27 protein-coding genes are annotated in these 24,527 nt (G+C 65.9%); 18 read left to right on the top strand and 9 right to left on the bottom strand.

Annotated elements, in window-relative coordinates:
- The first annotated feature begins 2 nt into the window (after positions 1-2).
- The 15 genes from apbC (at position 3) to arfB (ending at position 12,953) form a co-directional block, all read left to right on the top strand.
- On the top strand, positions 3-1,094 hold the full coding sequence (apbC, locus tag TK90_RS08975; RefSeq protein WP_012983153.1) for an iron-sulfur cluster carrier protein ApbC: 1,092 nt from the start codon (positions 3-5) through the stop codon (positions 1,092-1,094).
- 29 nt (positions 1,095-1,123) lie between these two features.
- The gene (dcd, locus tag TK90_RS08970) at positions 1,124-1,690 is read left to right on the top strand and encodes a dCTP deaminase (protein ID WP_012983152.1); all 567 of its coding nucleotides are present in this window, start codon (positions 1,124-1,126) and stop codon (positions 1,688-1,690) included.
- 33 nt (positions 1,691-1,723) lie between these two features.
- Positions 1,724-2,629, top strand: a complete 906-nt coding sequence (locus tag TK90_RS08965; RefSeq protein ID WP_012983151.1) for a carbamate kinase — start codon at positions 1,724-1,726, stop codon at positions 2,627-2,629.
- A gap of 107 nt (positions 2,630-2,736) precedes the next feature.
- Complete coding sequence (locus tag TK90_RS08960) at positions 2,737-2,946, top strand: hypothetical protein (protein ID WP_012983150.1); 210 nt, start codon at positions 2,737-2,739, stop codon at positions 2,944-2,946.
- Between the two features lie 162 nt (positions 2,947-3,108).
- The gene (ilvB, locus tag TK90_RS08955) at positions 3,109-4,827 is read left to right on the top strand and encodes a biosynthetic-type acetolactate synthase large subunit (RefSeq protein ID WP_012983149.1); all 1,719 of its coding nucleotides are present in this window, start codon (positions 3,109-3,111) and stop codon (positions 4,825-4,827) included.
- 22 nt (positions 4,828-4,849) lie between these two features.
- On the top strand, positions 4,850-5,344 hold the full coding sequence (gene ilvN / locus TK90_RS08950; RefSeq protein WP_012983148.1) for an acetolactate synthase small subunit: 495 nt from the start codon (positions 4,850-4,852) through the stop codon (positions 5,342-5,344).
- Between the two features lie 91 nt (positions 5,345-5,435).
- Positions 5,436-6,452, top strand: coding sequence for a ketol-acid reductoisomerase (ilvC, locus tag TK90_RS08945; protein WP_012983147.1), 1,017 nt, complete (start codon positions 5,436-5,438; stop codon positions 6,450-6,452).
- A gap of 64 nt (positions 6,453-6,516) precedes the next feature.
- Complete coding sequence (locus TK90_RS08940; protein ID WP_012983146.1) at positions 6,517-7,185, top strand: phosphatidylserine decarboxylase; 669 nt, start codon at positions 6,517-6,519, stop codon at positions 7,183-7,185.
- Entirely contained in the window at positions 7,182-7,991 is an 810-nt protein-coding gene (pssA, locus tag TK90_RS08935; RefSeq protein WP_012983145.1) for a CDP-diacylglycerol--serine O-phosphatidyltransferase, read from the top strand. Before TK90_RS08940 ends, pssA begins: the two co-directional genes overlap by 4 nt.
- Before the next feature lie 3 nt (positions 7,992-7,994).
- Entirely contained in the window at positions 7,995-8,789 is a 795-nt protein-coding gene (locus TK90_RS08930) for a uracil-DNA glycosylase (protein ID WP_012983144.1), read from the top strand.
- A gap of 94 nt (positions 8,790-8,883) precedes the next feature.
- Positions 8,884-9,363, top strand: a complete 480-nt coding sequence (rimI, locus tag TK90_RS08925) for a ribosomal protein S18-alanine N-acetyltransferase (RefSeq protein ID WP_012983143.1) — start codon at positions 8,884-8,886, stop codon at positions 9,361-9,363.
- A 156-nt stretch (positions 9,364-9,519) separates the two neighbouring features.
- Positions 9,520-10,323 (top strand): tetratricopeptide repeat protein, encoded by an 804-nt coding sequence (locus tag TK90_RS08920; RefSeq protein ID WP_012983142.1) that lies wholly within the window; start codon positions 9,520-9,522, stop codon positions 10,321-10,323.
- Between the two features lie 142 nt (positions 10,324-10,465).
- A complete protein-coding gene (locus TK90_RS08915; protein ID WP_012983141.1) occupies positions 10,466-12,058 on the top strand; it encodes a peptide chain release factor 3 in 1,593 nt (530 codons plus the stop codon).
- A gap of 169 nt (positions 12,059-12,227) precedes the next feature.
- A complete protein-coding gene (locus tag TK90_RS08910; RefSeq protein ID WP_012983140.1) occupies positions 12,228-12,533 on the top strand; it encodes a hypothetical protein in 306 nt (101 codons plus the stop codon).
- Complete coding sequence (gene arfB / locus TK90_RS08905) at positions 12,534-12,953, top strand: alternative ribosome rescue aminoacyl-tRNA hydrolase ArfB (protein WP_012983139.1); 420 nt, start codon at positions 12,534-12,536, stop codon at positions 12,951-12,953. It begins immediately after the preceding gene.
- Positions 12,954-12,981: 28 nt separating this feature from the next.
- Here arfB and TK90_RS08900 read toward each other — a convergent pair whose 3' ends face one another.
- Positions 12,982-13,707 (bottom strand): HAD family hydrolase, encoded by a 726-nt coding sequence (locus TK90_RS08900; protein ID WP_012983138.1) that lies wholly within the window; start codon positions 13,705-13,707, stop codon positions 12,982-12,984.
- 114 nt (positions 13,708-13,821) lie between these two features.
- Between TK90_RS08900 and TK90_RS08895 the strand changes: the two genes are divergently transcribed.
- Both TK90_RS08895 and TK90_RS08890 read left to right on the top strand, forming a co-directional pair.
- Complete coding sequence (locus TK90_RS08895; protein ID WP_012983137.1) at positions 13,822-14,403, top strand: cytochrome b; 582 nt, start codon at positions 13,822-13,824, stop codon at positions 14,401-14,403.
- Between the two features lie 13 nt (positions 14,404-14,416).
- Entirely contained in the window at positions 14,417-16,012 is a 1,596-nt protein-coding gene (locus TK90_RS08890; protein ID WP_012983136.1) for a sulfatase-like hydrolase/transferase, read from the top strand.
- Here the strand turns inward: TK90_RS08890 and TK90_RS08885 are convergent.
- From TK90_RS08885 to arsS, 6 genes are all read right to left on the bottom strand, one after another.
- Positions 16,009-17,349: a TlpA disulfide reductase family protein gene (locus TK90_RS08885; protein WP_012983135.1), complete on the bottom strand. Its 1,341-nt coding sequence runs from the start codon at positions 17,347-17,349 to the stop codon at positions 16,009-16,011. The genes TK90_RS08890 and TK90_RS08885 overlap by 4 nt on opposite strands.
- A 76-nt stretch (positions 17,350-17,425) precedes the next feature.
- Complete coding sequence (locus tag TK90_RS08880; protein WP_012983134.1) at positions 17,426-18,496, bottom strand: succinylglutamate desuccinylase/aspartoacylase family protein; 1,071 nt, start codon at positions 18,494-18,496, stop codon at positions 17,426-17,428.
- Positions 18,496-19,401: a 30S ribosomal protein S6--L-glutamate ligase gene (gene rimK / locus TK90_RS08875; protein WP_012983133.1), complete on the bottom strand. Its 906-nt coding sequence runs from the start codon at positions 19,399-19,401 to the stop codon at positions 18,496-18,498. Before rimK ends, TK90_RS08880 begins: the two co-directional genes overlap by 1 nt.
- Positions 19,398-19,895, bottom strand: coding sequence for an ATP-dependent zinc protease (locus TK90_RS08870; RefSeq protein ID WP_012983132.1), 498 nt, complete (start codon positions 19,893-19,895; stop codon positions 19,398-19,400). The genes rimK and TK90_RS08870 overlap by 4 nt, the downstream gene beginning before the upstream one ends.
- Positions 19,896-19,957: 62 nt before the next feature.
- A complete protein-coding gene (locus TK90_RS08865; protein WP_012983131.1) occupies positions 19,958-20,422 on the bottom strand; it encodes a DUF302 domain-containing protein in 465 nt (154 codons plus the stop codon).
- Between the two features lie 49 nt (positions 20,423-20,471).
- Complete coding sequence (gene arsS / locus TK90_RS08860; protein WP_012983130.1) at positions 20,472-21,431, bottom strand: arsenosugar biosynthesis radical SAM (seleno)protein ArsS; 960 nt, start codon at positions 21,429-21,431, stop codon at positions 20,472-20,474.
- A gap of 110 nt (positions 21,432-21,541) precedes the next feature.
- Here arsS and TK90_RS08855 point away from each other — a divergent pair, with 110 nt between their 5' ends.
- Positions 21,542-22,516 carry an arsenic resistance protein gene (locus TK90_RS08855; RefSeq protein ID WP_041444354.1) on the top strand — a complete coding sequence of 325 codons (975 nt, stop codon included), beginning with the start codon at positions 21,542-21,544 and terminating at the stop codon, positions 22,514-22,516.
- A 29-nt stretch (positions 22,517-22,545) separates the two neighbouring features.
- On the opposite strand, the gene TK90_RS08850 is transcribed toward TK90_RS08855, so the two are convergent.
- On the bottom strand, positions 22,546-23,877 hold the full coding sequence (locus tag TK90_RS08850) for an ethylbenzene dehydrogenase-related protein (RefSeq protein WP_012983128.1): 1,332 nt from the start codon (positions 23,875-23,877) through the stop codon (positions 22,546-22,548).
- 117 nt (positions 23,878-23,994) lie between these two features.
- Positions 23,995-24,495 (bottom strand): DsrE family protein, encoded by a 501-nt coding sequence (locus tag TK90_RS08845; protein WP_012983127.1) that lies wholly within the window; start codon positions 24,493-24,495, stop codon positions 23,995-23,997.
- Positions 24,496-24,527: the final 32 nt, after the last annotated feature.

Below are 24,527 nucleotides of genomic sequence, written 5' to 3'. Positions count from 1 at the left end.
CCATGGCCGAACTCTCACGCGAGCAGATCGAAAACGCCCTGAAGACCGTTCAGGACAAGTACCTGGAGCAGGACTTGGTGGCCGCCGGTGCGGTCAAGGACATCCGTGTGGAGGGCGCACGGGCGGCCATCACTCTTGAGATGGGCTACTCCGCGAGCGGCTATCACGACGAGCTGCGCGCTGCGATTCAGGGCGCGCTGGCCGGCGTGGCCGGGCTGGAGTCCTCGGAGGTGACGATCACCACCAAGGTGACCGCCCACGCGGTGCAGAAGAGCCTGAAGCCGATGCCCGGCATCAAGAACATCATCGCCGTGGCCTCCGGCAAGGGCGGGGTGGGCAAGTCCACCACCGCGGTCAATCTGGCGCTGGCGCTGGCCGCTGAAGGGGCGCAGGTCGGCATCCTGGATGCGGACATCTATGGCCCGAGCCAGCCGCGCATGCTGGGCATCAAGGACCGCCCGGAGTCGAAGGACGGCAAGTCCATGGAGCCGCTGGAGCGCCACGGCGTGCAGGCGATGTCCATCGGCTTTCTGATTGACGAGGACACGCCGATGATCTGGCGTGGCCCGATGGTCACCCAGGCCCTGGAGCAGCTGCTGAACGAGACCAACTGGAAGGATCTTGACTACCTGGTGATCGACCTGCCGCCGGGCACCGGCGACATCCAGCTGACCCTGTCCCAGAAGATCCCGGTCTCTGGCGCGGTGATCGTTACCACCCCGCAGGACATCGCGCTGCTGGACGCGCGCAAGGGCCTGCGCATGTTCGAGAAGGTCGAGGTGCCGGTACTGGGCATCATCGAGAACATGAGCATCCACATCTGCTCCAACTGCGGGCACGAGGAGCACATCTTCGGCCAGGGCGGGGCCGAGAGCATGGCCGAGGAATATGGTGTGGACATGCTGGGCGCGCTGCCGCTGGATATCCGCATTCGCGAGCAGGCGGATGGCGGTGAACCGACCGTGATCGCCGATCCGGACGGCCGCATCGCGGAGATCTACCGCGAGATTGCCCGTCGCACGGGCGCCAAGCTCGCGGAGCAGGCGAAGGATTACAGCAGCAAATTCCCCAACATCGTCATCCAGAACAACTGATCCGGCGATCACAACCAGGGACAGGGCAGATGAGCATCAAGTCGGACCGCTGGATCCGGGAGATGGCCGAGACGAAGGGCATGATCGAGCCCTTCGAGCCCGGTCAGGTCCGCTATCACGACGAGCAGCGCATCGTCTCCTACGGCACGTCCAGCTACGGCTATGACGTGCGCTGCTCGGACCATTTCAAGATCTTCACCAACATCAACTCGAGCATCGTCGACCCCAAGGGCTTCGACGAGGGCAGCTTCGTGGATGTGCATTCGGATGTCTGCATCATCCCGCCCAACTCGTTCGCGCTGGCGCATACGGTGGAGTACTTCCGCATCCCGCGTGATGTGCTGACGATCTGTCTCGGCAAGTCGACCTACGCGCGCTGCGGCATCATCGTGAACGTGACTCCGCTGGAACCCGAGTGGGAAGGCCATGTGACGCTGGAGTTCTCCAACACCACGCCGCTGCCGGCCAAGATCTACGCCAACGAGGGCGTGGCGCAGATGCTGTTCCTGCAGTCCGACGAGGTCTGCGAGACCTCCTACAAGGACCGCGGCGGCAAGTACCAGGGCCAGCGCGGCGTGACGCTCCCGCGCACCTGACGTTCTGTCCATACGCTCACCAGGAGACCCGCCATGCGTATCGTGATCGCGCTGGGCGGAAACGCCCTGCTGCAACGCGGCGAGACGCCGTCGGCCGAGGCCCAGCGGCGCAACGCCCGTGCCGCGGCGCGGGCCATCGCCGATGTCGCAAACGAGCACGAGGTCGTCGTGACTCATGGCAATGGCCCGCAGGTGGGGCTGCTCGCCAGTCAGGCGGAGGCCGATTCCATCCACTGGCCGCTGGATGTGGTCGGCGCCGAGAGCCACGGGATGATCGGCTACATCCTGGCGCAGGAACTGCACAACGCCCTGGGCCATGACCGGATCGCCAGCCTCCTGACGCAGACCGAAGTGGATCCGGACGATCCGGCATTTTCCTGCCCCGAGAAGTTCATTGGTCCGGTATGGGATGAATCCCGGGCGCGCGCGCTGGCCGAGGAGCGCGGCTGGGATATCGCCCGCGACGGCGACGGCTGGCGTCGCGTGGTCGCCTCGCCGGAGCCGCGGAAGGTACTGGGCGTGGAGGCCGTGCGGGCCCTGGTCGACGGCGGGTCCCTCGCGATCTGCGCGGGGGGCGGCGGCGTACCGGTCGCGCGCGACGACGAAGGCCGGCTGTACGGCATCGAGGCGGTGGTGGACAAGGACCTGACCGCCGCACGCCTCGCAGTGGAACTGGGCGCGGACTGGCTGTTGATGCTGACGGACGTCGACGGCGTCTACTGGAACTGGGGCGAGCCCGATGCCACGCGGCTGAAGGCATTGCTGGTCAGCGCGGTCGACCCCGCATCGTTCCCGGCCGGCTCGATGGGCCCGAAGATGGAGGCCGCCCGGCGCGTGGCCGATCAGGGTGCCCGGGCCGGGATCGGGGCACTCGAGGACGCCACCGCGATTATTGCGGAGCAGGCCGGGACGCGGATACTGCCGGTGGGGGCGGGGTAGCCCGCGTCGCGCGGGAATCAGCGTCTCGCCGTGGTGGATTGTTGCCAAGCCATTGGCGCCACGGCAAGCTCGCCAGTTCACGCCCCTGTCTCGCAAGGATGAACACTATGTACCGCCATGCCCGCATCACTGGATTTTTCGTTCTGTCGGTTGCCGCCACGCTTGTGCTGGTCGGCTGCGGGGGCGAGGAAGAAGAGATGAACCCGCCGCAAGGGCTGGAACAGCAGATGGCGCCGCAGGACATGTCCAGCGACGATGCCCGCCGCCCGACCAATCCTGGTCTGCCCGCGGCGGACGTGAAGAAGTCGGACGACTGAAGGCTGTCTGCACGACGCTGGGTCCCCTCCCGGGGTGGCTTTTCCGCACCCCGGTGCTGGGAAAAATCGTCATTTCATATTAGGATGTTGGGCTATTTTGATTCCTGCTGGGTCATCCCGCCACGATCACGCACGAGCCCTTAGGTAAGGAAGTCGACCACCATGTCCGAGACCTCAAGTTCCTCCACCGCCATCACCGGCGCCGAAATCTTCTGCCGCAGCCTGCAGGCCGAGGGTGTCGATGTCGTATTCGGGTATCCCGGCGGGGCGGTACTGCACATCTATGATGCGCTGTATCGCCAGGACAAGGTCTCGCACGTACTGGTGCGCCACGAGCAGGGCGCGGTGCACGCGGCCGAGGGCTATGCCAAGTCCTCCGACAAGCCGGGTGTCGCGCTGGTGACTTCCGGTCCCGGTGCGACCAACGCGATTACCGGCATTGCCGACGCCTATATGGATTCGGTGCCGCTGGTGGTGTTCACCGGCCAGGTGCCGACCAGCCTGATCGGCAACGACGCCTTCCAGGAAGTGGATACCGTGGGGATTACCCGCCCCTGCGTGAAGCACAACTTCCTGGTCAAGGACGTGAAGGACCTGGCGACCACCATCAAGAAGGCCTTTTACGTGGCGACTACGGGTCGTCCGGGCCCGGTGGTCGTGGATATCCCGAAGGATGTGACCGCGGCGAGCTGCGAGTTCGAGTATCCCGAGTCCATCCACATGCGCTCGTACAACCCGACCTTTGGCGGCTATACCGGCCAGATCGACAAGGCGGTGGACCTGATCCTGTCGGCGAAGCAGCCGATGATCTACACCGGCGGCGGCGTGATTCTGGGGCGTGGCTCCGAGGCACTGACCGAGTTCACCCGCAAGCTGGGTTACCCGATCACCAACACCCTGATGGGCTTGGGCGGCTATCCGGCGTCGGACAAGCAGTTCCTCGGCATGCTGGGCATGCATGGTACCTACGAGGCCAACATGGCCATGCACCACGCCGATGTGCTGATCGCGATCGGCGCGCGCTTTGACGACCGCGTGACCGGCAACATCGAGAAGTTCTGCCCGCACGCGAAGATCGTGCATGTCGATGTCGATCCGTCCTCGATCTCCAAGAACGTGAAGGTCGATGTGCCGATCGTGGGTGAAGTGGAGCCGGTGCTGCGCGCGTTGATCAAGGCGCTGGACGCCGCCAAGGCGAAGCCGGATCCCGAGGCGCTGGACGCCTGGTGGAAACAGATCGGCGAGTGGCAGTCACAGGACTGCCTGAAATACGACCGCGACTCCGAACTGATCAAGCCACAGTATGTGGTGCAGAAATTCTGGGAGCTGACGCAGGGCGATGCCTTTGTGACCTCCGACGTCGGCCAGCACCAGATGTGGGCGGCGCAGTTCTACGGCTTCGACAAGCCCAACCGCTGGATTAACTCGGGTGGCCTGGGGACGATGGGCGTGGGCCTGCCGTTCGCGATGGGCGTGCAGTTCGCGCACCCGGACGCGACGGTCGGCTGCATCACCGGCGAGGCCAGCATCCAGATGTGCATCCAGGAGCTGTCGACCTGCTACCAGTACCAGCTCCCGATCAAGATCCTGAACCTGAACAACCGCTATCTGGGCATGGTCCGGCAGTGGCAGGAGTTCTTCTATCAGGGGCGCTACGCGATGTCCTACATGGACGCCCTGCCCGACTTCGTGAAGCTGGCCGAGGCCTATGGCCACGTCGGCATGCGCATCGACAAGCCGGGCGACGTCGAGGGTGCGATCAAGGAGGCCCTCGCGCAGAAGGAACGCCTGGTGTTTTTGGACTTCATTACGGATCAGTCCGAGAACGTCTATCCGATGATCCCGGCCGGCGCCGGCCAGAACGAAATGATCCTGGTCTGAACCGGGTACAGGGAAGAGCCGTATGCGTCATATCATCAGTGTCCTGCTGGAAAACGAATCCGGTGCCCTCTCAAGGGTGGCCGGCCTGTTCTCCGCGCGTGGCTACAACATCGAATCGCTGACCGTCGCGCCGACCGACGACCCGTCGCTGTCGCGCATGACCATCGTCACCAGTGGCTCCGACGAGATCGTCGAGCAGATCACCAAGCAGCTGAACAAGCTGGTCGACGTGATCAAGCTGCTGGACATGACCGCTCACCCGCACATCGAGCGCGAGATGGCGCTGATCAAGGTGCGCGTCGGCGAGGCGGCCGACCGTGAAGAGGTCAAGCGCCTGACCGATATCTTCCGCGGTCGCATCATCGACGTGACCCAGCAGACCTACGTGATCGAGATCACCGGCGAGGGCTCCAAACTGGATGCCTTCCTCGAGGCGGTCTCGCCGTTTCCGGTGCTGGAGGTCGTGCGTTCGGGTGTGATGGGCATCGCCCGCGGCGACGTCGCGCTGCAGCTGTAATCGTCTTCGCTTTCGTCCGTGCCGGCCGGGCACGGGCTTTTAATTCGTCATCGGCCCCCTGTCGGGGCCTGTTGCCAAGGAAATGACTGCCATGAATCTGTATTACGACAAAGACGCCGACCTCTCCATCATCCAGGGCATGAAGGTCGCGATCATCGGCTACGGCTCGCAGGGTCACGCCCATGCGAACAACCTGAAGGACTCCGGCGTGGACGTGACCGTGGGTCTGCGCGACGGTTCCGCCTCGCGCGCCAAGGCCGAGGAGGCCGGACTTAAGGTCGCCGATGTCGACGCCGCGACCGCTGGCGCCGACCTGATCATGGTGCTGGCCCCGGACGAGTATCAGGCGGCCCTGTACCGCGACGTCCTGGAACCCAACCTGAAGCAGGGCGCGACCCTGGCCTTCGCCCACGGCTTCGCGATCCACTACAACCAGATCGTTCCGCGCAAGGACCTGGACGTGATCATGATCGCGCCCAAGGCCCCGGGCCACACCGTGCGCTCCGAATTCGTGCGTGGCGGCGGTATCCCCGACCTGATCGCGATCCAGCAGGACGCCTCCGGCAAGGCCCGTGACATCGCGATGTCCTACGCCTCCGCGATCGGCGGCGGCCGCACCGGCATCATCGAGACGACCTTCAAGGACGAGACCGAGACCGACCTGTTCGGCGAGCAGGCCGTGCTTTGCGGCGGTGCGGTGGAACTGGTCAAGGCTGGTTTCGAGACACTGACCGAGGCCGGCTACGCCCCGGAGATGGCCTACTTCGAGTGCCTGCACGAGCTCAAGCTGATCGTCGATCTGATGTACGAGGGCGGCATCGCCAACATGAACTACTCGATCTCCAACAATGCGGAGTACGGGGAATACGTGACCGGTCCGCAGGTGATCAACGAAGAGTCGCGCTGGGCGATGCGCGAGGCGCTGAAGAACATCCAGAATGGCGAGTACGCCAAGCAGTTCATCCTGGAAGGCGCGATGAACTACCCGTCGATGACCGCCAACCGCCGCCTGAACGCGGCCCACGAGATCGAGCAGGTGGGCGAACGCCTGCGTGCGATGATGCCGTGGATCAAGGCCAACCAGCTGGTCGACAAGTCCCGCAACTGATCCGTCGGGGCGGCCCGGGGCGCAGGCCCCGGGTCGCGCACCCGCGCCCCCCTCCGAGAACCCCATGCTGTTTCCGCTTGCCCCCGAAGGCCGTGTGTTCGTGATCATCTCCGCCTGGATGGCGGTGATCTCACTGCTGGTCGGGGAGGCGGAGCTGGGCCTGTTCATGGTGCTGCTGACCGTGGCGCTGATGGGGCTTTTCCGTGATCTGCGGCGCAAGGCGGCGGCCCCCGCGCTGGGCGTGATTGCTCCGGCCGATGGCACGGTGGAGGCGATCGACGAGACGACCGATCCGTTTACCGGCGAGCCCGCCCGGCGCATCCGCATTCGCCAGCGGCGGCTGGGGGAATACAACGTCCATGCCCCGCAGGAATCGAAGGTGGTGGAGCGAATCTGGCCGGGGAAGGAGACGGATAGCCCGCCGGATGCGCAGCTCGATCACCGGCTGGCGTTTGCGCTGGCGACCGACGAGGGTACGCGCCTGACGCTCGCCCTGTCGGTCAATCACTGGCCGCGCATGATCCGCCTGCAGAATGTGGTGCCCGGCAATCGACTCGGGCGCGGCAAGCGCATGGGTTTTGCCGGATTCGGTGCTACCTTCGAGGTCTGGCTACCGGCCGGGTCGCAGGTTATGGCCCAGGTCGGCCAGAAGGTTCTGGCGGGCTCCACCGTGATCGGGGGTCTGCCGGAGGCCAGTGGCGACGAGGAAGCGACCGTGGAGGTGCTGGAGTGACGCCGGATGACGAGGGATCAAGCGACATCGACGAGATGAACGGGGCCGACGAGCGGCACGAGGGCCGTGCCCGGCGTCGCCGCGGGATCTTTCTGCTGCCCAACCTGTTCACGACCGGGGTGCTCTTCTCCGGCTTCTTCGCGATTGTCTCCGCGATCAATGGCGAGTTTACGACCGCCGCGATCGCAGTGTTCGTGGCCATGGTCCTGGATACCCTGGATGGCCGCGTGGCGCGGATGACGGACACGCAAAGCGAGTTCGGGGCGCAATACGACTCGCTTTCCGACCTGGTCTCCTTCGGCGTGGCCCCGGCCCTGGTCGTGTACCTGTGGCAGCTGCAGGACCTGGGCAATCTCGGCTGGGTGGCGGCCTTCTTCTTTGCCACGGCCGCGGCATTGCGTCTCGCGCGCTTCAACAGTCGTCTGGCCGTCGTCGACAAGCGTTTCTTTCAGGGGCTGCCGAGCCCCGCTGCCGCTGCACTGGTGGTCGGGATGGTCTGGGTGCTGGAGGATCTCGGCATTCCGGCGGACCTGGCCGATCCGTACGTAGTCGCAATCCTGATCGTAACGGTTCTGGCGGGTGCGGGGATGGTCAGCAATCTGACCTACTTCAGCTTCAAGGACATGGACTTCAAGCATCGGGTGCCCTTCCTGGCGATTGTCGGAGTGGTGGGCGCACTGATGCTGCTGGCGCTGGATCCGCCCAAGGTCCTTTGGGCGGGTTTCGTGGTCTATGCCCTCTCCGGGCCCTTGCTGACACTGGAACGCTGGCGCCGCCATCGGCGTCGTACGCCCTCGGGGGACTGAGGCGTGGAACTGTCGGCGCGCAAACGCCGTATTCTGGCCGACATGGGGATCCCCGTCTGGCGTGCCCGGGACGGCGCCTTACCGGGCGTGCCGGTGGCAGCCCCGGTCGCCGAGCCTCCCGCTGCGCCGCTAATGACCGAGGCCGAGTCGGCCCAGGCACCCGGCGCGCCCTCGGAGACATCCGAGCCGCTCGTGTCCCCCGCGGACGTGCCGGAGGAAGGCGGGGTCGCGGTATTGGACTGGCCAGAGCTCGAAGCCCGCGTGCGCGAATGCACGGCCTGCGCCGAACTCGCGGCCCAGCGTACGCAGACCGTGTTCGGCGTGGGCGATCGCCGTGCCCGGTGGCTGTTCGTGGGCGAGGCCCCGGGGGCCGAGGAAGACCGCCGGGGCGAGCCGTTTGTCGGGCGTGCCGGCCAGTTGCTGGACAGCATGCTCGCCGCGCTGGGGCTCGATCGCGGGCAGGATGTCTTTATCGCGAATGTCCTCAAATGTCGCCCGCCGAACAACCGCGACCCCAGTCCGGACGAGTCCCGGGCCTGCCGCGGCTTCCTCGACCGGCAGATCGCGCTGGTGCAGCCGGAGGTAATCGTGGCGCTCGGGCGTATCGCCGCCCAGCATCTGCTGGAGACCGACCAGCCACTGGGCCGCATGCGTGGCAGCCTGCATCGGTATCGTGAGGTCCCGCTGGTCGTGACTTATCATCCGGCCTATCTTCTGCGGAAGCCGCAGGACAAGGCCAAGGCCTGGCAGGACCTGCAGCGCGCTCGGGCCTGCCTGACGAGTGCACCCGGGAGCTAACCCTGCAGACTGTAGGTGTTAGGGAACGCAGCGATTGCCTACACGCCTATATGTTCAGCCCAGGTAATGAACTCAGGAGACCCAGCCCGACGCCATGAGTGCCGAGCCGCAAGTACAACCCCGGATGCGCCGCATGCTGGCCGAGGATGTCGAGCGTGTGATGGGCATCGAGCGCGAGGCCTACCACTATCCGTGGACCGCGCGCATCTTCGAGGACTGCATCCGGGTTGGCTACGACTGCTGGGTGCTGGAGGTGGACGAGCGCCAGGTGGGGCACGCTGTGCTGACCGTGGCGGCCGGCGAGGCGCACCTGCTGAACCTGACCGTCGATCGACGCTGGCAGGGTTACGGGCTGGGTCGCTTCATGCTGCGCCGCCTGCTCGACTATGCCTGCGAACAGAAGGCCGAGGCCCTGTTTCTGGAGGTTCGTCCCTCCAATGTCGCGGCGGTGCAGCTCTACCGCTCGGAGGGGTTCGAGCACATCGGGACCCGGCCGCGCTACTACCCCTTGCACAGCGGCCGCGAGGATGCCTGGGTGCTGAGTTGCCGATGTGACACCCCGGCCGGGACGTGACGCGAAACACTGTGACGTCTGCCACGTTTTTTCGGCGTTCGGAGAGCGTTTTGCGGCCAGGGGTTCTCGTACCCGTGGACGGGTTTTGCGCGCGGATGGGGGGCGGTCTATGATCGTAACCGGTATTGATGCCCGAATTCCCTGTGAGGCTGCCCCATGTCCCGAACCCTGCGTGCGTTGTTTTTCTCCCTTCCGCTGACTCTGCCCCTGGCCTTCGGGGTCGGTGTGGCCCAGGCCCAGGAATTTGGCTACGACGAGGTTGAGCGCCAGCAGGAGTTGCTCGGCGTCTGGTACGAGATTCGTGAAGGCAACGCCCAGCGCGGTGACACCCGTGCCATGTTCGACGTGGGCATGGCCAATTACGTCGGTCGTGGTACCGACGTGGATTACGACGCGGCGCTGCACTGGTTCGCGCGTGCGGCGGATGATGATCACGCCGGCGCCCATTACTACCTTGGGTTCATGTTTGCCGCCGGCCGTGGCACGGCCGCCGATGAAGACAAGGCCCTCGAGCACTACACCCGCTCGGCCGAACTCGGCTACGCCAATGCGCAGTACTGGCTGGGCAGCCACTATGCCCGTAACGAGCAGTCGAATGGCGAAGCCCTGGAGTGGCTGGGCAAGGCAGCCGAGCAGGGGCAGGTTTCGGCCAAGTACTACTACGGTTTCCTGCACGAGACGGGTCGCGGGACGAATCCGAACCCCGGTGAGGCCGCCCGCTGGTACACCAAAGCCGCTGAGCGTGGCGATCGCAATGCGCAGATCGGTCTGGGGCGCCTGCATCAGAACGGACAGGGCGTGGAGCGTGATCTGGTCGAAGCCTATGTCTGGTATTCCCTGGCCGAGGACCGCGAACGCATGGAAACCGTGAAGGCGCGCATGAGTCCGCGTGACCTGGACCTGGCCCAGAGCCGGCTGGACGAACAGTCCTCCGCGATCCAGCGAGCCTCTGCACGCTAGCCGCAACCATTACGGTTCAGGGCCTACTGCAAACGGCCCCGGATGTTCATCCGGGGCCGTTTGCATTCCGGGCACCGGGAAGCGCAACGTCTACCCCGTTTTCGCGTTAAACTCCCGCGCTTCACTCAGGCGACCCAAGACCATGTCCTTTCTCGAGGAAACCGCCCGGCGCCGGACGTTTGCGATCATCTCGCACCCGGACGCGGGCAAGACCACCATGACCGAAAAGCTCCTGCTGTACGGTGGCGCGATCCAGCTCGCCGGTACGGTCAAGGGGCGCAAGGCTTCGCGCCATGCCACCTCCGACTGGATGGAGATGGAAAAGCAGCGCGGGATCTCGGTGACCTCCTCGGTGATGCAGTATCCCTACAAGGGCCGCATCGTGAACCTGCTGGACACCCCGGGGCACGCGGACTTTTCCGAGGACACCTACCGCACCCTGACCGCGGTGGACTCCGCGCTGATGGTGATCGACGCGGCCAAGGGCGTGGAGGAACGCACCATCAAGCTGATGGAGGTCTGTCGGCTGCGCGACACGCCGATCATGACCTTCGTCAACAAGATGGACCGCGAGGGCCGCGACCCGATCGAACTGCTCGACGAAGTCGAAGAAGTGCTGAAGATCCAGTGCGCCCCGATCACCTGGCCGATCGGTTCCGGCAAGCGCTTTCGCGGTGTCTACCATATCCGCCGCGATGCGGTGCATCTGTACGACCCGGAAGAGGGTGGCAAGAAGTCTACCGGCGAGATCATCGAAGGGCTGGACAATCCGCGCCTGGACGAGGTGCTCGGTGCACAGGCCGAGGAGCTGCGGGACGAAATGGAACTGGTGCGAGGTGCCTCGCACGAGTTCGACGCCGACGGCTATCTGCGTGGCGAGCAGACCCCGGCCTTTTTCGGCTCCGCGATCAACAATTTCGGCATCGAGGAGCTGCTGGACGACTTCGTCGAGTACGCCCCGGGCCCGCTGCCGCGGCCGACCCATTCGCGCCGGGTCGATCCCACCGAAGAGAAGTTCACCGGCTTCGTGTTCAAGATCCAGGCGAACATGGACCCGAAGCACCGCGACCGCATCGCGTTCATGCGCATCTGCTCCGGTACTTTCGACAAGGGCGCGAAGCTGCGCCATGTGCGTATTGGGCGCGACGTAAAGATCCCCGATGCGCTGACCTTCATGGCCTCGGACCGCGAGCATGTGGAGACCGCCTATCCGGGCGACATCATCGGCATCCACAACCACGGCACCATCCGCATCGGGGACACCTTCACCGAGGGCGAGGAACTGACCTTTACCGGCGTGCCCAACTTCGCGCCGGAGCTGTTCCGTCGCGCGCAGCTGAAGGACCCGCTGAAGATGAAGCAGCTCGCCAAGGGCCTGCAGGAGCTGTGCGAGGAGGGCGCGACCCAACTCTACCGCCCGCTGACCAACAACGACCTGATCCTGGGCGCGGTCGGCGTGCTGCAGTTCGATGTGGTCGCCGAGCGCCTGCGTACCGAGTACAAGGTCGAGGCGCAGTTCGAGAACGTGAACGTCCAGACCGCGCGTTGGGTCGAATGTGACGATCCGAAGAAGCTCGAGGAGTTCAAGGAGAAGGCCGCCGCGAACCTGGCCATCGACCACGGCGGCGATCTGGTCTATATCGCACCGACACGGGTCAACCTGCAGATGGCACAGGAAAAGTGGCCGGAGATCCGCTTCGAGGCCACCCGCGAACACGGCCAGCCGTCGGAGTAGGGAGCACTCCGGAACGTGGTTCTGGCACCGTCACCGGCGAGGAGCGAAGCGACGTGGCGAACTCCATCCAAAGCCAGCGGCGCCGGGCTTGATGCCAGCTTGAGGCGATGGCCACGGCGTCTGCGACGCCTCGCAATGACGGTGCAATCGTGTGGTGCAGGAGGAAAATATGGCGTTTCGATTCTTGTCTATAATCGGCGTGGTCGTGGCGCTGGTGGCCGGCGGCTGCGCGGTGCACAAGACCGAGACCCGAGCCGACGGGCCGGAGCCGCGTCCGGGGACGGTCAAGCAGATGAACCCGTTCCTGCATTTCCTGGAAACCCGGCCGACCCCGGAGGAATTCGAGCGCGTCTACCCGGATGTGACGCTGGTGCTGCCGGGCGAGATCGCGACCCACGAGTATCGCCAGGACCACTCGCGCTTTTTCGCCGAGCTGGATGACGAGGGCCGGATCCGGGACGGCGACTTTCGCTGAATGGTTCTTCGCATTTCCAACAGTGTCTCGGTGCCCGAGGACGAGATCGAACTGACTGCCATCCGGGCCCAGGGTGCGGGTGGTCAGAACGTGAACAAGGTGGCCTCCGCCATCCACCTGCGTTTTGACATCCGGGCCTCCAGCCTCCCGGAGGTCTACAAGCAGCGCCTGCTGCGCCGCCGTGATCAGCGCATCAGCAAGGACGGCGTGGTGGTGATCAAGGCACAGCAGTACCGCACGCAGGAGGCCAACCGCGAGGATGCGCTGGAGCGCCTGGCCGAGCTCCTGCGCGAGGCCGGCCGACCGATCAAGACGCGCAAGCCGACCCGTCCCACGCGCGCGTCCAAGCTGCGTCGGCTGGAGGGCAAGACCCACCGTGGCCGCAAGAAGGCCCTGCGCGGCCGCGTCGACCCCGATTAGGGAGACTGGCTGGTTGGCGATCGTCGGCCTAGTCGATGCCGAGATGCCGCGGCAGCTGGCCCAGCCGCCCCAGCGTCAGCACCGGCCGGGGCCGCCCGTGTTCCCAGGGCAGCGCGTCGGGGTTGAACCAGGCGGCCTGAAACCCTGCGTTCAAAGCCCCGAGCACGTCGCTGGTGCTGTCATCCCCCACATGCAGAATATTTTCGGCGTTGACGCCGGCCTGTTCGCGGGCCTGCGCGAAGATCACCGGATCGGGCTTGGCCGCGCCCGCCGCGCCCGCCGCGATCGCGAAGTCGAAATGGCGCCCCAGGGGGGTGCGAAAGACATCGGCATTGCCGTTGCTGATGGCGCCCAGCCGGAAGTGCCGCGCCAGGGTCGCGAGGACGCCGTCCGCCTCGGGGAACGGCGTCACCTCGTTGCGTGCATGCCAGAACACCTCGAACCCCTCGCCCGACAGGCGGTCGGGACAACAGCCGCAGTCCGTGGCCAGCTCGCGCAGCCAGCGCTTGCGCAGGCGGGTCAGGTCGTGGCGCTCCTCCGGTGGCGCGGCGCGCATGAAGGTGGTGCGCGCGGCGATCAGTTCCTGCGGATCGAAGCGCTCGCAGACGACCGGTGCATGCTCCCGCAGCCAGGCGTAGAAGCGCGCCTCCGCGTGGTGGATGACCGGCATCACTGGCCACAAGGTGTCGTCGAGGTCGAAGGTCAGGCAGCGTACGCCGGCCAGGGGCGTGGAGTTGGGGATGGAGGATCGCATCCTCAAAGCATAATGGCCCGCACCGGGCCATGCGGGATATCGTCAGCTGATTTAGGGTTGCGGGCATCCCGTGTGGGCGGCATGTTGGGGGGCATACACGAACGGGAGCGCGGGATGGATACGGACAATGCCGAGGTATGGCCGCGTTACGCACTAGGCCAGCGGATCGTGCACTGGGCGGTCGCCGCGCTGGTGCTGGGTGCCCTGGCGCTGGGTGGCACGATTGGCTGGTATGGCTTCGAGGGGTTGCAGGAGCGCTTTGGCGAAGACACGACCGACACGATCTACACCTGGCACAAGAGCTTCGGGGTGCTGGTGTTGCTGCTGATGCTGGTGCGTGTGGGTCTGCGTCTGCGTCACGGCAAGCCGGCCTACGCGGTCGCGTTGCCCCCGGCCCAGCGCATCGCCGCTGAATCCGTCCACGGGCTGTTGTATCTGCTCCTGATCGTGATGCCGGTGATCGGCTGGTGGGCGACGGCGGCCGGTGGCTACCCGGTGCAGCTGGGCCCGCTGATCCTGCCGGGTCTGTTCCCGGAAAACGAGGCGCTGTCGGAGACCCTGTTCGCCTGGCATCAGATCGTGGGGATCACCATTCTGGTACTGGCACTGGGCCATATCTCGGCGGCCCTGTACCACTGGCGTGTGCGTCGGGATGGGGTATTGCAGCGGATGACCTTTGGTTCGCCGCGGCGCTGATGCCTGTCCGCCCATGATCCGACTGCTGCTGGCCTTTGCGGCACTCAACGTTGTGCTGCTGGGGCTGGATGTGCCCCGCCACGCGGGGATCGGGCCCCACTGGCTGGCCTGGGAGGCGGTCCTGCTGGTCGGGCTGTTCGCGCTGCTGCCCACCGGGCGACTGGCGCGGACGCTGGCCTGGCTGGCCGGTTTCGTCCTGCTGGCGCTGGTGGTGCTGGCACTGTTCGATGCCCTGACCCGAGTCAGTCTGGTGCGCCCCCTGAACGTGATGCAGGACTGGATCCTGCTGGACGCGGTCTGGCGGCTGGTGACCGGAAATCTGGATATCTGGGTCACGGTGGCGCTGGTGGTCGTCCTGGCCGCGGGGCTGATCGCGGTCATCGCGGGCGCCGCTCGTGGCCTGTTCGGCTTGACCGCGCAGCCGCTACCCGAGCGCCGGATACCCCTGTCCATCGCGGTCGGGCTGGTCACGCTCGGGCTGGTAGGGGCGGTCGTTTCCGTGCGCGGCGAGGCACCGCCGGGTACAGCCGTACCCGGGATCGTTTCGGTCCAGGAACAGATCGTGGCCGGGCAGGGGGCGCTGGCGGAGAACCGTGCCTTTCGCGAAGGCCTGGAACGGACCCGCGAGCAGGCCGAGGGGCGTCCCCTGACGGGTCTGGCTGACGTCGACGTGATCCTGGGGCTGGTCGAGTCCTACGGGGTCTCGGCCGTGTTCGACGAGCGCTATGCCCCGGTCATCGTGCCGAGTCTCGAATCCATTGGCGAGCAGCTCGAGGCCTCGGACCTGCATGTGGTGACCGGAGTACTGGAGGCCCCGATCGCCGGGGGCCAGTCCTGGCTGGCGCAGGCCTCGCTGCTGACGGGCCTGCAGGTGCGTTACGCGGGGCATTATGACGCCCTGCAGGCGCAGACCCGCGACACCCTGGTGCAGGACTTCCAGGCGACCGGGCACGAGACGGCCATGCTGGCGCCGGCGATCCAGCTCGACTGGCCGGAGGGACAGTGGTTTCGCTGGGACGACATCATCGACAAGCACGGGTTCGACTATGCCGGGCCGCCGTTTTTCTGGGTGACCATGCCGGATCAGTACACCTGGTCGTTCTTCGAACGCGAGATCCGCGGGCCCTCGCAACGCCCCGTGTTTGCGATGCTGGCCCTGATCAGCTCGCATGCACCGTGGACCCCGATCCTGCCGGTGCTGGAGGACTGGGAGACGATCGGGGACGGCGCGATCTTCGACGAGTGGGCGGGCCAGGGGCCCACGCCGGAGGCGCTGTGGCGGGACTTCGATCGCGTGCGCGAGTACTACGCGGAGTCGGTGCGTTACTCGCTGGAGGTGACCGGTGGCTATGCCGCCCGCTACGTGGACGAGGACACGCTGTTTTTCATGCTGGGCGATCATCAGCCGGCTGCCCTGGTCACCGGTCAGGACGCCAGCTGGGCCGTTCCGGTGCACATCATCAGCGGCGATCCGGCCTTGCTGGAGCCGTTTCGCGAGTACGGCTTCGTCCCGGGCATGCAGCCGCCCTCGGAACGGGCGGAGCATGGCTTTGACGCCCTGCGCGACTGGCTGCGCGAGGCCTTCGGGACGCCTCCGGGTTCGGACTAGTCGTCGCCTTCCGGGGCTTCGTAGTCTTCCTCGAGCAGCTCGCGCATCTGGTCGACGACGCCGGGCTCGGTCCACTCGATCGCGCCGAACAGGTAGTAGCGCAGGTTGCCCTCGCGGTCGACGACATAGCTGGTGGGATAGGCCATCGCGCGCCAGTCGTTCAGCGACTCCTGGTTCGGGTCGAGCAGGATGGTGAACTCCGTTTGCACCTCGTTCTCGATGAAGTCGCGGATGGTCTCTTCGTCTTCGCCAAGATTCACCGCGAGGATGCGAAAGCCCTCTTCGCGCAGCTCGTCTTCCAGCAGCTGCATGGACGGCATTTCGTGCACGCAGGGCGGGCACCAGCTGGCCCAGAAGTTGATCAGCACGACCTCGCCACGATAATCCTCCAGACGGTGCTCCTCGCCGGCCAGGTCCGGGCGGACCAGCTCGGGGGCCGCGATCGGTTCGTCCAGCGCATCCAGCTGGACGTCGCCGCCGGTAGGCGTGTTCACGCTCAGGTCCCGGTCGTCGGATGCGGCGGCGGTGCGCGCGGCCGGCAGGCGGCGCAGCAGGTCCATGCCGTAGACGAGCTCCTGGTGGAAGATCTCGCGTGCCAGGAGCTCGGCCTCCATCGCGTCGGGGCGGAAGAAGAACCGGTCACGCAGCTCGGGCAGCAGGCGTGCCCCGACGGCGCTGCCGCCGTCGCTCAGGGCCGAACGGATCAGGCCCAGGTGCTGGAACTGTGGAGAGAGCATGGGCTGGATGATGTAGACCGGCAGGTTGGTGACGCCGACGATGGGCTGCATCTCGGCTTCGTCGGTGTCCACGCCGGTATGCAGGTACGGGCTCATCATGAGCAGCCCCGCGAGGTGCTCGGCCTCCGGATGGTCCTCCTGCCATTGATACAGACCCATGAGCAGCCAGGGCAGGGCGCGGTCGTTGCCGAACACGAACACCGCGCGTTCGTCCTCCGCGTGTGCGGCCTCGATCAGGTCGCCCACGGTTGCGGTCGGCATCTCGTCGAAGCTGGAGGCGGCCTCCGGGAGGAAATGCCCGGCAAACGGGTCCGCCAGCCAGACCTCGATGCCCGCGGCCTGCAGCGCCAGGGCCTGCTGCCGGTGGCCGTCCAGCAGCCCGTGCTCGGACGGGAACCACAGTAGCACGGCCTTGCCATCGGCGGGGTAGCGTTCGACCGGTATCTCGGCGCCACCCGCATCGATGCCGGTGGCGGCTGACACCGCGCCGGTCTGGGCATCGTCCGGGGTTTCTTCGGCGATCTCTTGCGCCAGGGTGGGGCTGGCACACAGGGCGCCCGCCAGGAGCAGGGTGTTGAGGCACAGGGGCAAACGGATCATCGACGGGGTTCTGGTTGAATGAGTTCAAGCCGTAGACGTGCTGGTGGAGGGTTTTGATCCCCCGCGAGTGTGAACGTCAGGGCGTTTCCGGGCGCTGGGCGTCGGCGTAGGGGTAGTCGCTGGCCTCGAGGTTTTCCTGGAAGGTCTCCAGGCGCTCCACCGCCAGATCGGTCCGGTTGAACTGCGCGATATGGAACAGGGCGTCGCCCTCGTTGATCAGGGGCAGGTTGAGCTGGCCAATGATGATCCCCGAGGCCGGGGCGAGGACCTCGGTCTCGGTCTCGCCGAAGGGGTCGGAGACGATCGCCAGGCGCGTCTGGTCGCGGACCACACGGTCGCCCTGACGGACAAAGCTGCGCAGGATGCCGCTTTGCGGGGCGCGCACCCAGCCACTGGTGCGGGCCATGATCGGCTCGCGCGGGGAGCGGCGTCGGCTCGCCGGCAGCATGCCGAGATGCCGCATCACCTCGATGATCCCGTGCACGCCGCCGCGGATGGACAGCTCGTCGAAGCGCAGCGCCTCGCCGGCTTCGTACAGCAGGATCGGGGTATCCCGCTCCGCTGCGGCCTCGCGCAGGGACCCGTCACGGAGCGCGGAATTCAGGATTACCGGCGCGCCGAACGCGCGTGCCAGGGCCTGCGTCTCCGCGTGGTCGAGGTTGGCACGGATCTGCGGCAGGTTGGAGCGATGGATCGCCCCGGTATGCAGGTCGATCCCATGGGTGCTGCGGTGGACGATCTCGCGCATGAACAGCCGCGCGACCCGGGCCCCCAGCGAGCCCTTGGGCGAGCCGGGGAAACAGCGATTCAGGTCGCGGCGGTCCGGCAGGTAGCGGCTCTGGTTGATGAAGCCGTGCATGTTGACCACGGGGATCGCCAGCAGCGTGCCCCGCATGCGCCGCAGCGCCGGGATCTTCAGCAGGCGGCGGATGATCTCCACGCCGTTGATCTCGTCGCCATGGATGGCGGCGCTGACGAACAGGACCGGCCCCTTGCGCCGACCACACAGGACCTGCACGGGCATGTTGGTCGGGGTGTGGGTGTACAGGGCGCCGAGCTGCAGTTCCACCGTGCGTCGTTCACCGGGGCGGACGGTCGTCCCGCCGATGGTGATCGGGTCGTTCCGGTCGGCCCGGGGCGTGCCCATCAGCCGCGGCCCTTGGTCTTGGTGCGGTTCGGCTTGGCGTTCTTCTCGATGAAGTCGATGATCATGCCGGCCACGTCCTTTCCGGAGGCGTTTTCGATCCCCTCCAGGCCCGGCGAAGAGTTGACCTCCATCACCACCGCGCCGTGGTTGGAACGCAGCAGGTCGACACCGCAGACGTTCAGCCCCATCACCTTGGCCGCGCGCACCGCCGTAGCCCGTTCCTCGGGGGTGATGCGGCACAGCGTCGCGGTGCCGCCGCGGTGCAGATTGGAACGAAACTCGCCGTCTTTCGCCTGGCGTTTCATCGAGGCGACAACCTTTTCGCCAATCACAAAGCAGCGGATATCCGAGCCCTTGGCCTCCTTGATGTACTCCTGTACCAGGATGTGCTGCTTCAGCCCCATGAAGGCCTGAATCACGCTCTCGGCGGCCTGCTTGGTCTCGGCCAGCACGACCCCCAGCCCCTGGGTGCCCTCCAGCAGCTTGATCACGGCAGGTGCGCCGCCGACGGTGGCCAGCAGGTCGTCGATGTCATCGGGGGAGTGGGCAAACCCGGTCACCGGAAGGCCGATGCCGCGGCGCGAAAGCAGCTGCAGGCTGCGCAGCTTGTCGCGCGAGCGCGAGATGGCCACCGACTCGTTCAGGGGATAGACGCTCATCATCTCGAACTGGCGCAGCACGGCGGTACCGTAGAAGGTGATGGAGGCGCCAATACGCGGGATGACGGCGTTGAACTGGTCGAGCACATCACCCTTGTAGTGAATCTGGGGCTTGTGTGCGGTGATGTTCATGTAGCAGCGCAGCGGGTCCACCACGCGGATCTCGTGGCCGCGTTCCTGGGCGGCCTCGACCAGGCGCCGGGTGGAGTAGAGCTTGCTGTTGCGCGAGAGGATTCCGAGCTTCATTCGGGCGTGGGTTCCGGTGTTGCGAGATGTGGAGTGGGGCGCCCGAGCAGGAAGGAAGCACGGGGATCCACCAGAAAGCGTCCCCGCATGGCCTCGCGTCCGAGCAGCATACGAAAGCGCATGGTATCGCGGCTGGTCAGGGAGAGTTCCAGAGGAACCACTCGATCACCGATTTTTGCGCGGGTCGCGATGAAGTAGCGCTCGCTGGTATGACCGCCGGAGTCGGTGACGTTGCGAACATCCAGTACCGGGGCCTCGCACCAGGCCTCGGTCTGGTCATCCTGCTGATAGGGATGGATGCCAAAACGCACCCATTCACGCCCGTCGCGGGTAAAACTCTCGATATAGAAGGCATGCAGCGCGGAACTGCGCGCACCGGTATCCACCTTGCACTTGATGGCCCCGAGACCGAGATCCGGCAGGCCGACCCACTCGCGCCAGCCGAGCACATCTTCGGCATGCGCCGAGGGCTTGAAATGAGGCGGGCGATTCATGAGTCCCTCGGTGAATTGGGTCCGGCCCCCACTATAACGAATCGCCCGCCGGGTGCTGGTGCTCAGTCGTCGGCGATCGCCGCGTCGGATAGGTTGTCGAGCGCGTTGCTCATCTGCTCGACGACCTCCTCGCGATCGTCGATCCCGTGGCGCTCGGCCAGCCATACGGGGTCGTTATAGGCCAGCCAGGTCTGCCCGTCCGCATCGGTCCAGGCCAGTGCCTTCATCGGCAGGTCGATGCCCGCGTGCTGGCGGCTGGTGAACATGTGGCTGCCCAGGGCCGGATTGCCGAACAGCAGCAGCTCGGTCGGACCCAGATCAATGCCCTCGCCGGCCGCCTTTTCGGCGTGGTCCCAGCGCAGGGCGACGTTGACATCGTTCGCCTCCAGGGTGGACTCAAGGCGATCCAGCGTTTCCGCGGCCGAGTGCGGGCTGGCCTTGGTGATCATGCCGTCCACATCGAACGCCTGCGCGGACGTGGCGGCGAGGGCCAGTGACAGGGTAGTGGCCAGAAGAGTCTTTTTCATGACGAACTCCTTTTCATCGTGGTTGAGGATTTGAATGGTGGCGGGGGAATCAAAGCGCCCCGCCGCAGCTGGAACCCTGGCCGGCCGTGCAGCCGTAGCAGTGGTCGGCCACCGCGATCGGTGCCTGCGCCAGGTACTCGGGCGTGAGCTCGGCGATGTGCACGCGACCGCCCCGACCGGCCCCGAGGGGCAACTCCAGCATCTGGTTGAAATCACAGTCGTGCACGTACCCCTGCCAGTCGACCGAGACGAGTGTCCGACACATGACGCCTGCGAGATTAGACGACTGATGGGCGTTTCGCAGTGTCTGCATGTACGTGTTGTAACGGCCTTCACGCGCGAGCGTCTTGGCGAAGCGGTGGATGGGCATATTGGTGATCGTGAACAGCGCGTTGAAGCGGATGCCGTATTTGCGCTCGAGGTGCTCGTGGTAGGCGGCCTCCAGCTCGGCCTGCGGGGGCGGCAGGCTGGGCCCTTGCGGGTTGTATACCAGGTTGAGGGCCAATCCTCTGCCGGGCTGTCCGTAGCCCAGGGCATTGAGCTGCTTCAGACCGGCAATGCTTCGCTCGAACACGCCGTCGCCGCGCTGGGCATCGACGTTCTCTTCCAGATAACAGGGCAGCGAGGCCACGACCTCGACGCCCTGTTCGGCCAGGAACGCGGCCAGGTCTTCCTGCCCGGGTTCACCGAGGATGGTCAGGTTGCAGCGATCGATCACGTGTATGCCGCGCTGGCGGGCGGCGCGGACCAGAGCGCGGAAACCGGGGTTCAGTTCCGGAGCGCCCCCGGTCAGGTCGAGGGTGCGGATATCGCAGCGGTCGCAGCAGGCGAGCAGTTCGTCGATGACCTCCGGCGGCATGACCTCGCGCCGGTTGGGGCCGGCGTTCACGTGGCAGTGAAAGCAGGTCTGGTTGCAGACATAGCCAAGATTCGCCTGCAGGGTCTCCAGCCGGTCACGCGTGACGGGAGGGAAATCGTGGTAGGCAATCAGAGGCTCTTGCTGAGACATGACATCGGCTGCCGGCTAATCGATACATCAAGTATTTCCAAGCCTGAACGGTCCCAGTGTCGAGGGCAACGAAGCCCGGAGGCAGGGTGGGGTTCTGGTACCGTGTCTTGATGCTGGAACGCCTTCAGGTCTGGATCTATCTTGCCGCCATTGTGATGGGTCTGGTGCTGGCTGGCCTCTGGCCGGGGCTTGGCGAGGGTCTGATCGCCTGGGTATGGATCGCGCTCGGACTGTTGTTGTTTGCCACCTTTGCACAGATCCCCTGGGAGGCGATCCGGCTCGCGTTTAACGACCGACGCTTCCTGATCGCCGCGCTCGTGGGGAACTTCGTGCTGGTACCCCTGTTGCTGGTCGCCCTGCTGCCGCTGGCCCCCGCCGACCCGGCGATACGGCTGGGCATCCTGCTCGTGCTGCTGATGCCCTGCACCGACTGGTTCATTACCTTTGCCCGCCAGGGCGGGGGCGATGGTGCGCGTGCCGCGGCTTTTACACCGGTGAGCCTGGCGGCCCAGTTTCTGATGCTGCCCGCTTATCTGGCCATCATCCTGGGGCCGGGGGAGGCCATGGGCCTGATGTCGCCGGCTGTGTTCGCCGCGGCGGCGCTGCTGATCGGCCTGCCGCTACTGGCGGCCATCCTGCTGGAACAGGCGCTCAGGCTGCGGGGGCGTGTAGAGGTCTGGCAGAACCGCTTCGCGGGCGCTACCGTTCCGCTGCTGGCCCTCGTGGTGGGAATGATCGCGCTGGTGGAGGCCCCGGCGGTGTTCCAGGGCGGACGGGAGCTCCTGGGGGTGATCCCGGTGTACCTGCTGTTCCTGTTCGGGGCGGCCGCGCTGGCATGGGGTCTCGCACGGGCCTTCGCCCTGCCCGGCGAGCAGGGGCGCACGCTGGCGTTCAGCCTGGGCACGCGCAACTCGTTTGTCGTGCTGCCGGTGGCCCTTGCGCTGCCGGAGGCCCTGCACGCGGCCGTCATGGTCATCGTACTGCAGTCGCTGGTCGAGCTGTTCGGGATGCTCGGCTACCTGCGCTGGATGCCGCGCCTGTTCCCTGCCTCGCAGGCATCCTTGGATCGATCCGGGTCGACCTGACGATCAGTCCTGGGGAGATATTGGTCTCCCTAGTGCTCGAGCTGACGCAGTTCGTGCTCGATGATCAGGTCCGCCAGCCCCTCCGGATCATGGGCGTCAAGCACGCCCAGGTCGCCGTCGCGCACGAGCGGGCCGCCGGCCCCGTGCGTGTCGCCGTGCAGGTCCTGGTAGGTCATCTGCCCAGGGTAGAACACCGGGATTTCGGTCCATTCCAGATCAACGTCGTCCAGATGCCCATCCGCGTACTGGGCCTCGATGTCGGCCTCGCCATTGTCCAGGCCCAGCGTCATGGGCAGCGAGACCAGATGCCAGCGGGCCCCGTTACCGTTATGCACAGCGAAGGCGACGTTATAGGTATTGCCCTGCTCAAGCGCCTTGCTGTCGCGCGAGTCCGGGGCGTCGAGCGAGCGGGTCAATGCGATGCGCCAGGCCCCGTCCTGGTAGCCGCCCGAGGCCTCGATCGCGCCGCGGCTGCCACTGGGCTCGCGCAGGAAGCGCTGGGGCAGTGTGTCGCCCTCCTGCCAGTCATAGTCGGGGTCAAACGCGACCGAGTTATCTTCCGACAGGAAGTAGGGGTCGTTCTGGCCGTATTCGCCAGCGACCAGGCGTTCCCAGTCGAGGGCCGGAGCGCCCACCTGGTCGGGGTCGAACATGTACGCGGGCTGGTCGGCGTCGTCGTCCCAGTTGTCGGTGAACATGCCGTCGCCCTCGGAGCTCAGGCGGTAGTGCAGCACATAGCCGTTGTCCGCGTACCCAACCGGGTGGCTGCGATGGGCGCGCCACTGCCAGAGGTCGAGGAACTCGCCGTCGTCGCGCATCGCCTCGAGTTCGTCATCGTCACGGATCGCGTCCCAGGAGACGTCTTCCGGGTCATCGGTCTCGCGGGTCTGCGGCAGGTACTTGCGCACGTCGCGGCGCCCCATCTCCTCGCCCAGCTTGGGGTGGTTGCGCACCTCGTCGCGATCGATCTCCGAGCTCAGGCTGCGCATGCCCTCGTGCGCCGTGATCCAGCCTCCGAGGCGCATGAAGTCCTCGACCGCGCCGTCATCCAGCATCATCGAGATACGGTCTTCGTACAGGCCGTGCTCGTCCGGCTCCGGCCCGCCGGAGCCATAGCGCACCCATTCGCCATCCTCGTAGCGCCAGTACTGGTGATACCAGCTTGGATTGTTGGTCTCGTACTCGTAGTGAATCCGGATGCGGTCCCCGTTGTAGACCGCTGCCACGCGCAACACGCCTTGGCTGTCCTCGGCCCCGGGGATGTAGACATTCCGGTCAGGTTCGCTCTTTCGCGGTTCGTCGGCCAGGACCAGGGTGGGGCCGGTGGCCGCGATCAGGAGGGCAAGCAGACGTCGTTTCATGAGCGGGGATTCCTTGGGGTGCCATCGATGGGGCGTAGGAGGCTCGTTCGGGGCAGCCATTGAAGGGGCGTTAACAGACAGACGCCAGGGTTCTGGCGTCTGTCTGCAGGCGGGGCCTCACTGCATCAGCAGATAGCCCTCGTGCTGCAGTTCGATGATCTCGGCGTCAGCCATGGGCACCAGGTTCACGAAGCCGTGGACGTCTTCGTGGTCGATGCCGCGCAGCCGGGCGGAGGCCTCGCACATGCGAAATTCCACCACGCCACCCTCGGTCAGGGACTTGGCACGGCGCATGGTTTCCTCGCGTTCCTCGAACTGGTCGCGGGTGAAGAACGGGACCTCGCGGCCGTGCAGGACCAGTACGATATGGGCCTCGAAGGGATCGGACTCGTAGACGTTGTTCAACATGCTGACACGGTCGAGCACCATGTTCAGCTCGTCTTCGGTATCCACATAGACGTCATAGACCACCTTTCGTGGTTCGTATTCACGGTCCATCATCTCGGCCGAGCCCCAGGGCATCTGGTCGTCTGCGGCCGCCTTCAGCGGCAGGGCAAGCAAGGCCAGGCTGGCGAGCAGACACAACAGCAACGCGGGGGTGCAGGAACGGTTTTTCATGGTCATATCCTCCGAATTGGTCCTTTGCATGG

Source organism: Thioalkalivibrio sp. K90mix, assembly GCF_000025545.1.
In the GTDB taxonomy this organism is placed as follows: Bacteria; Pseudomonadota; Gammaproteobacteria; order Ectothiorhodospirales; family Ectothiorhodospiraceae; genus Thioalkalivibrio.
Note: the sequence above shows the minus strand (reverse complement) of the source record. Positions and strands in the feature narration are given on the sequence as shown.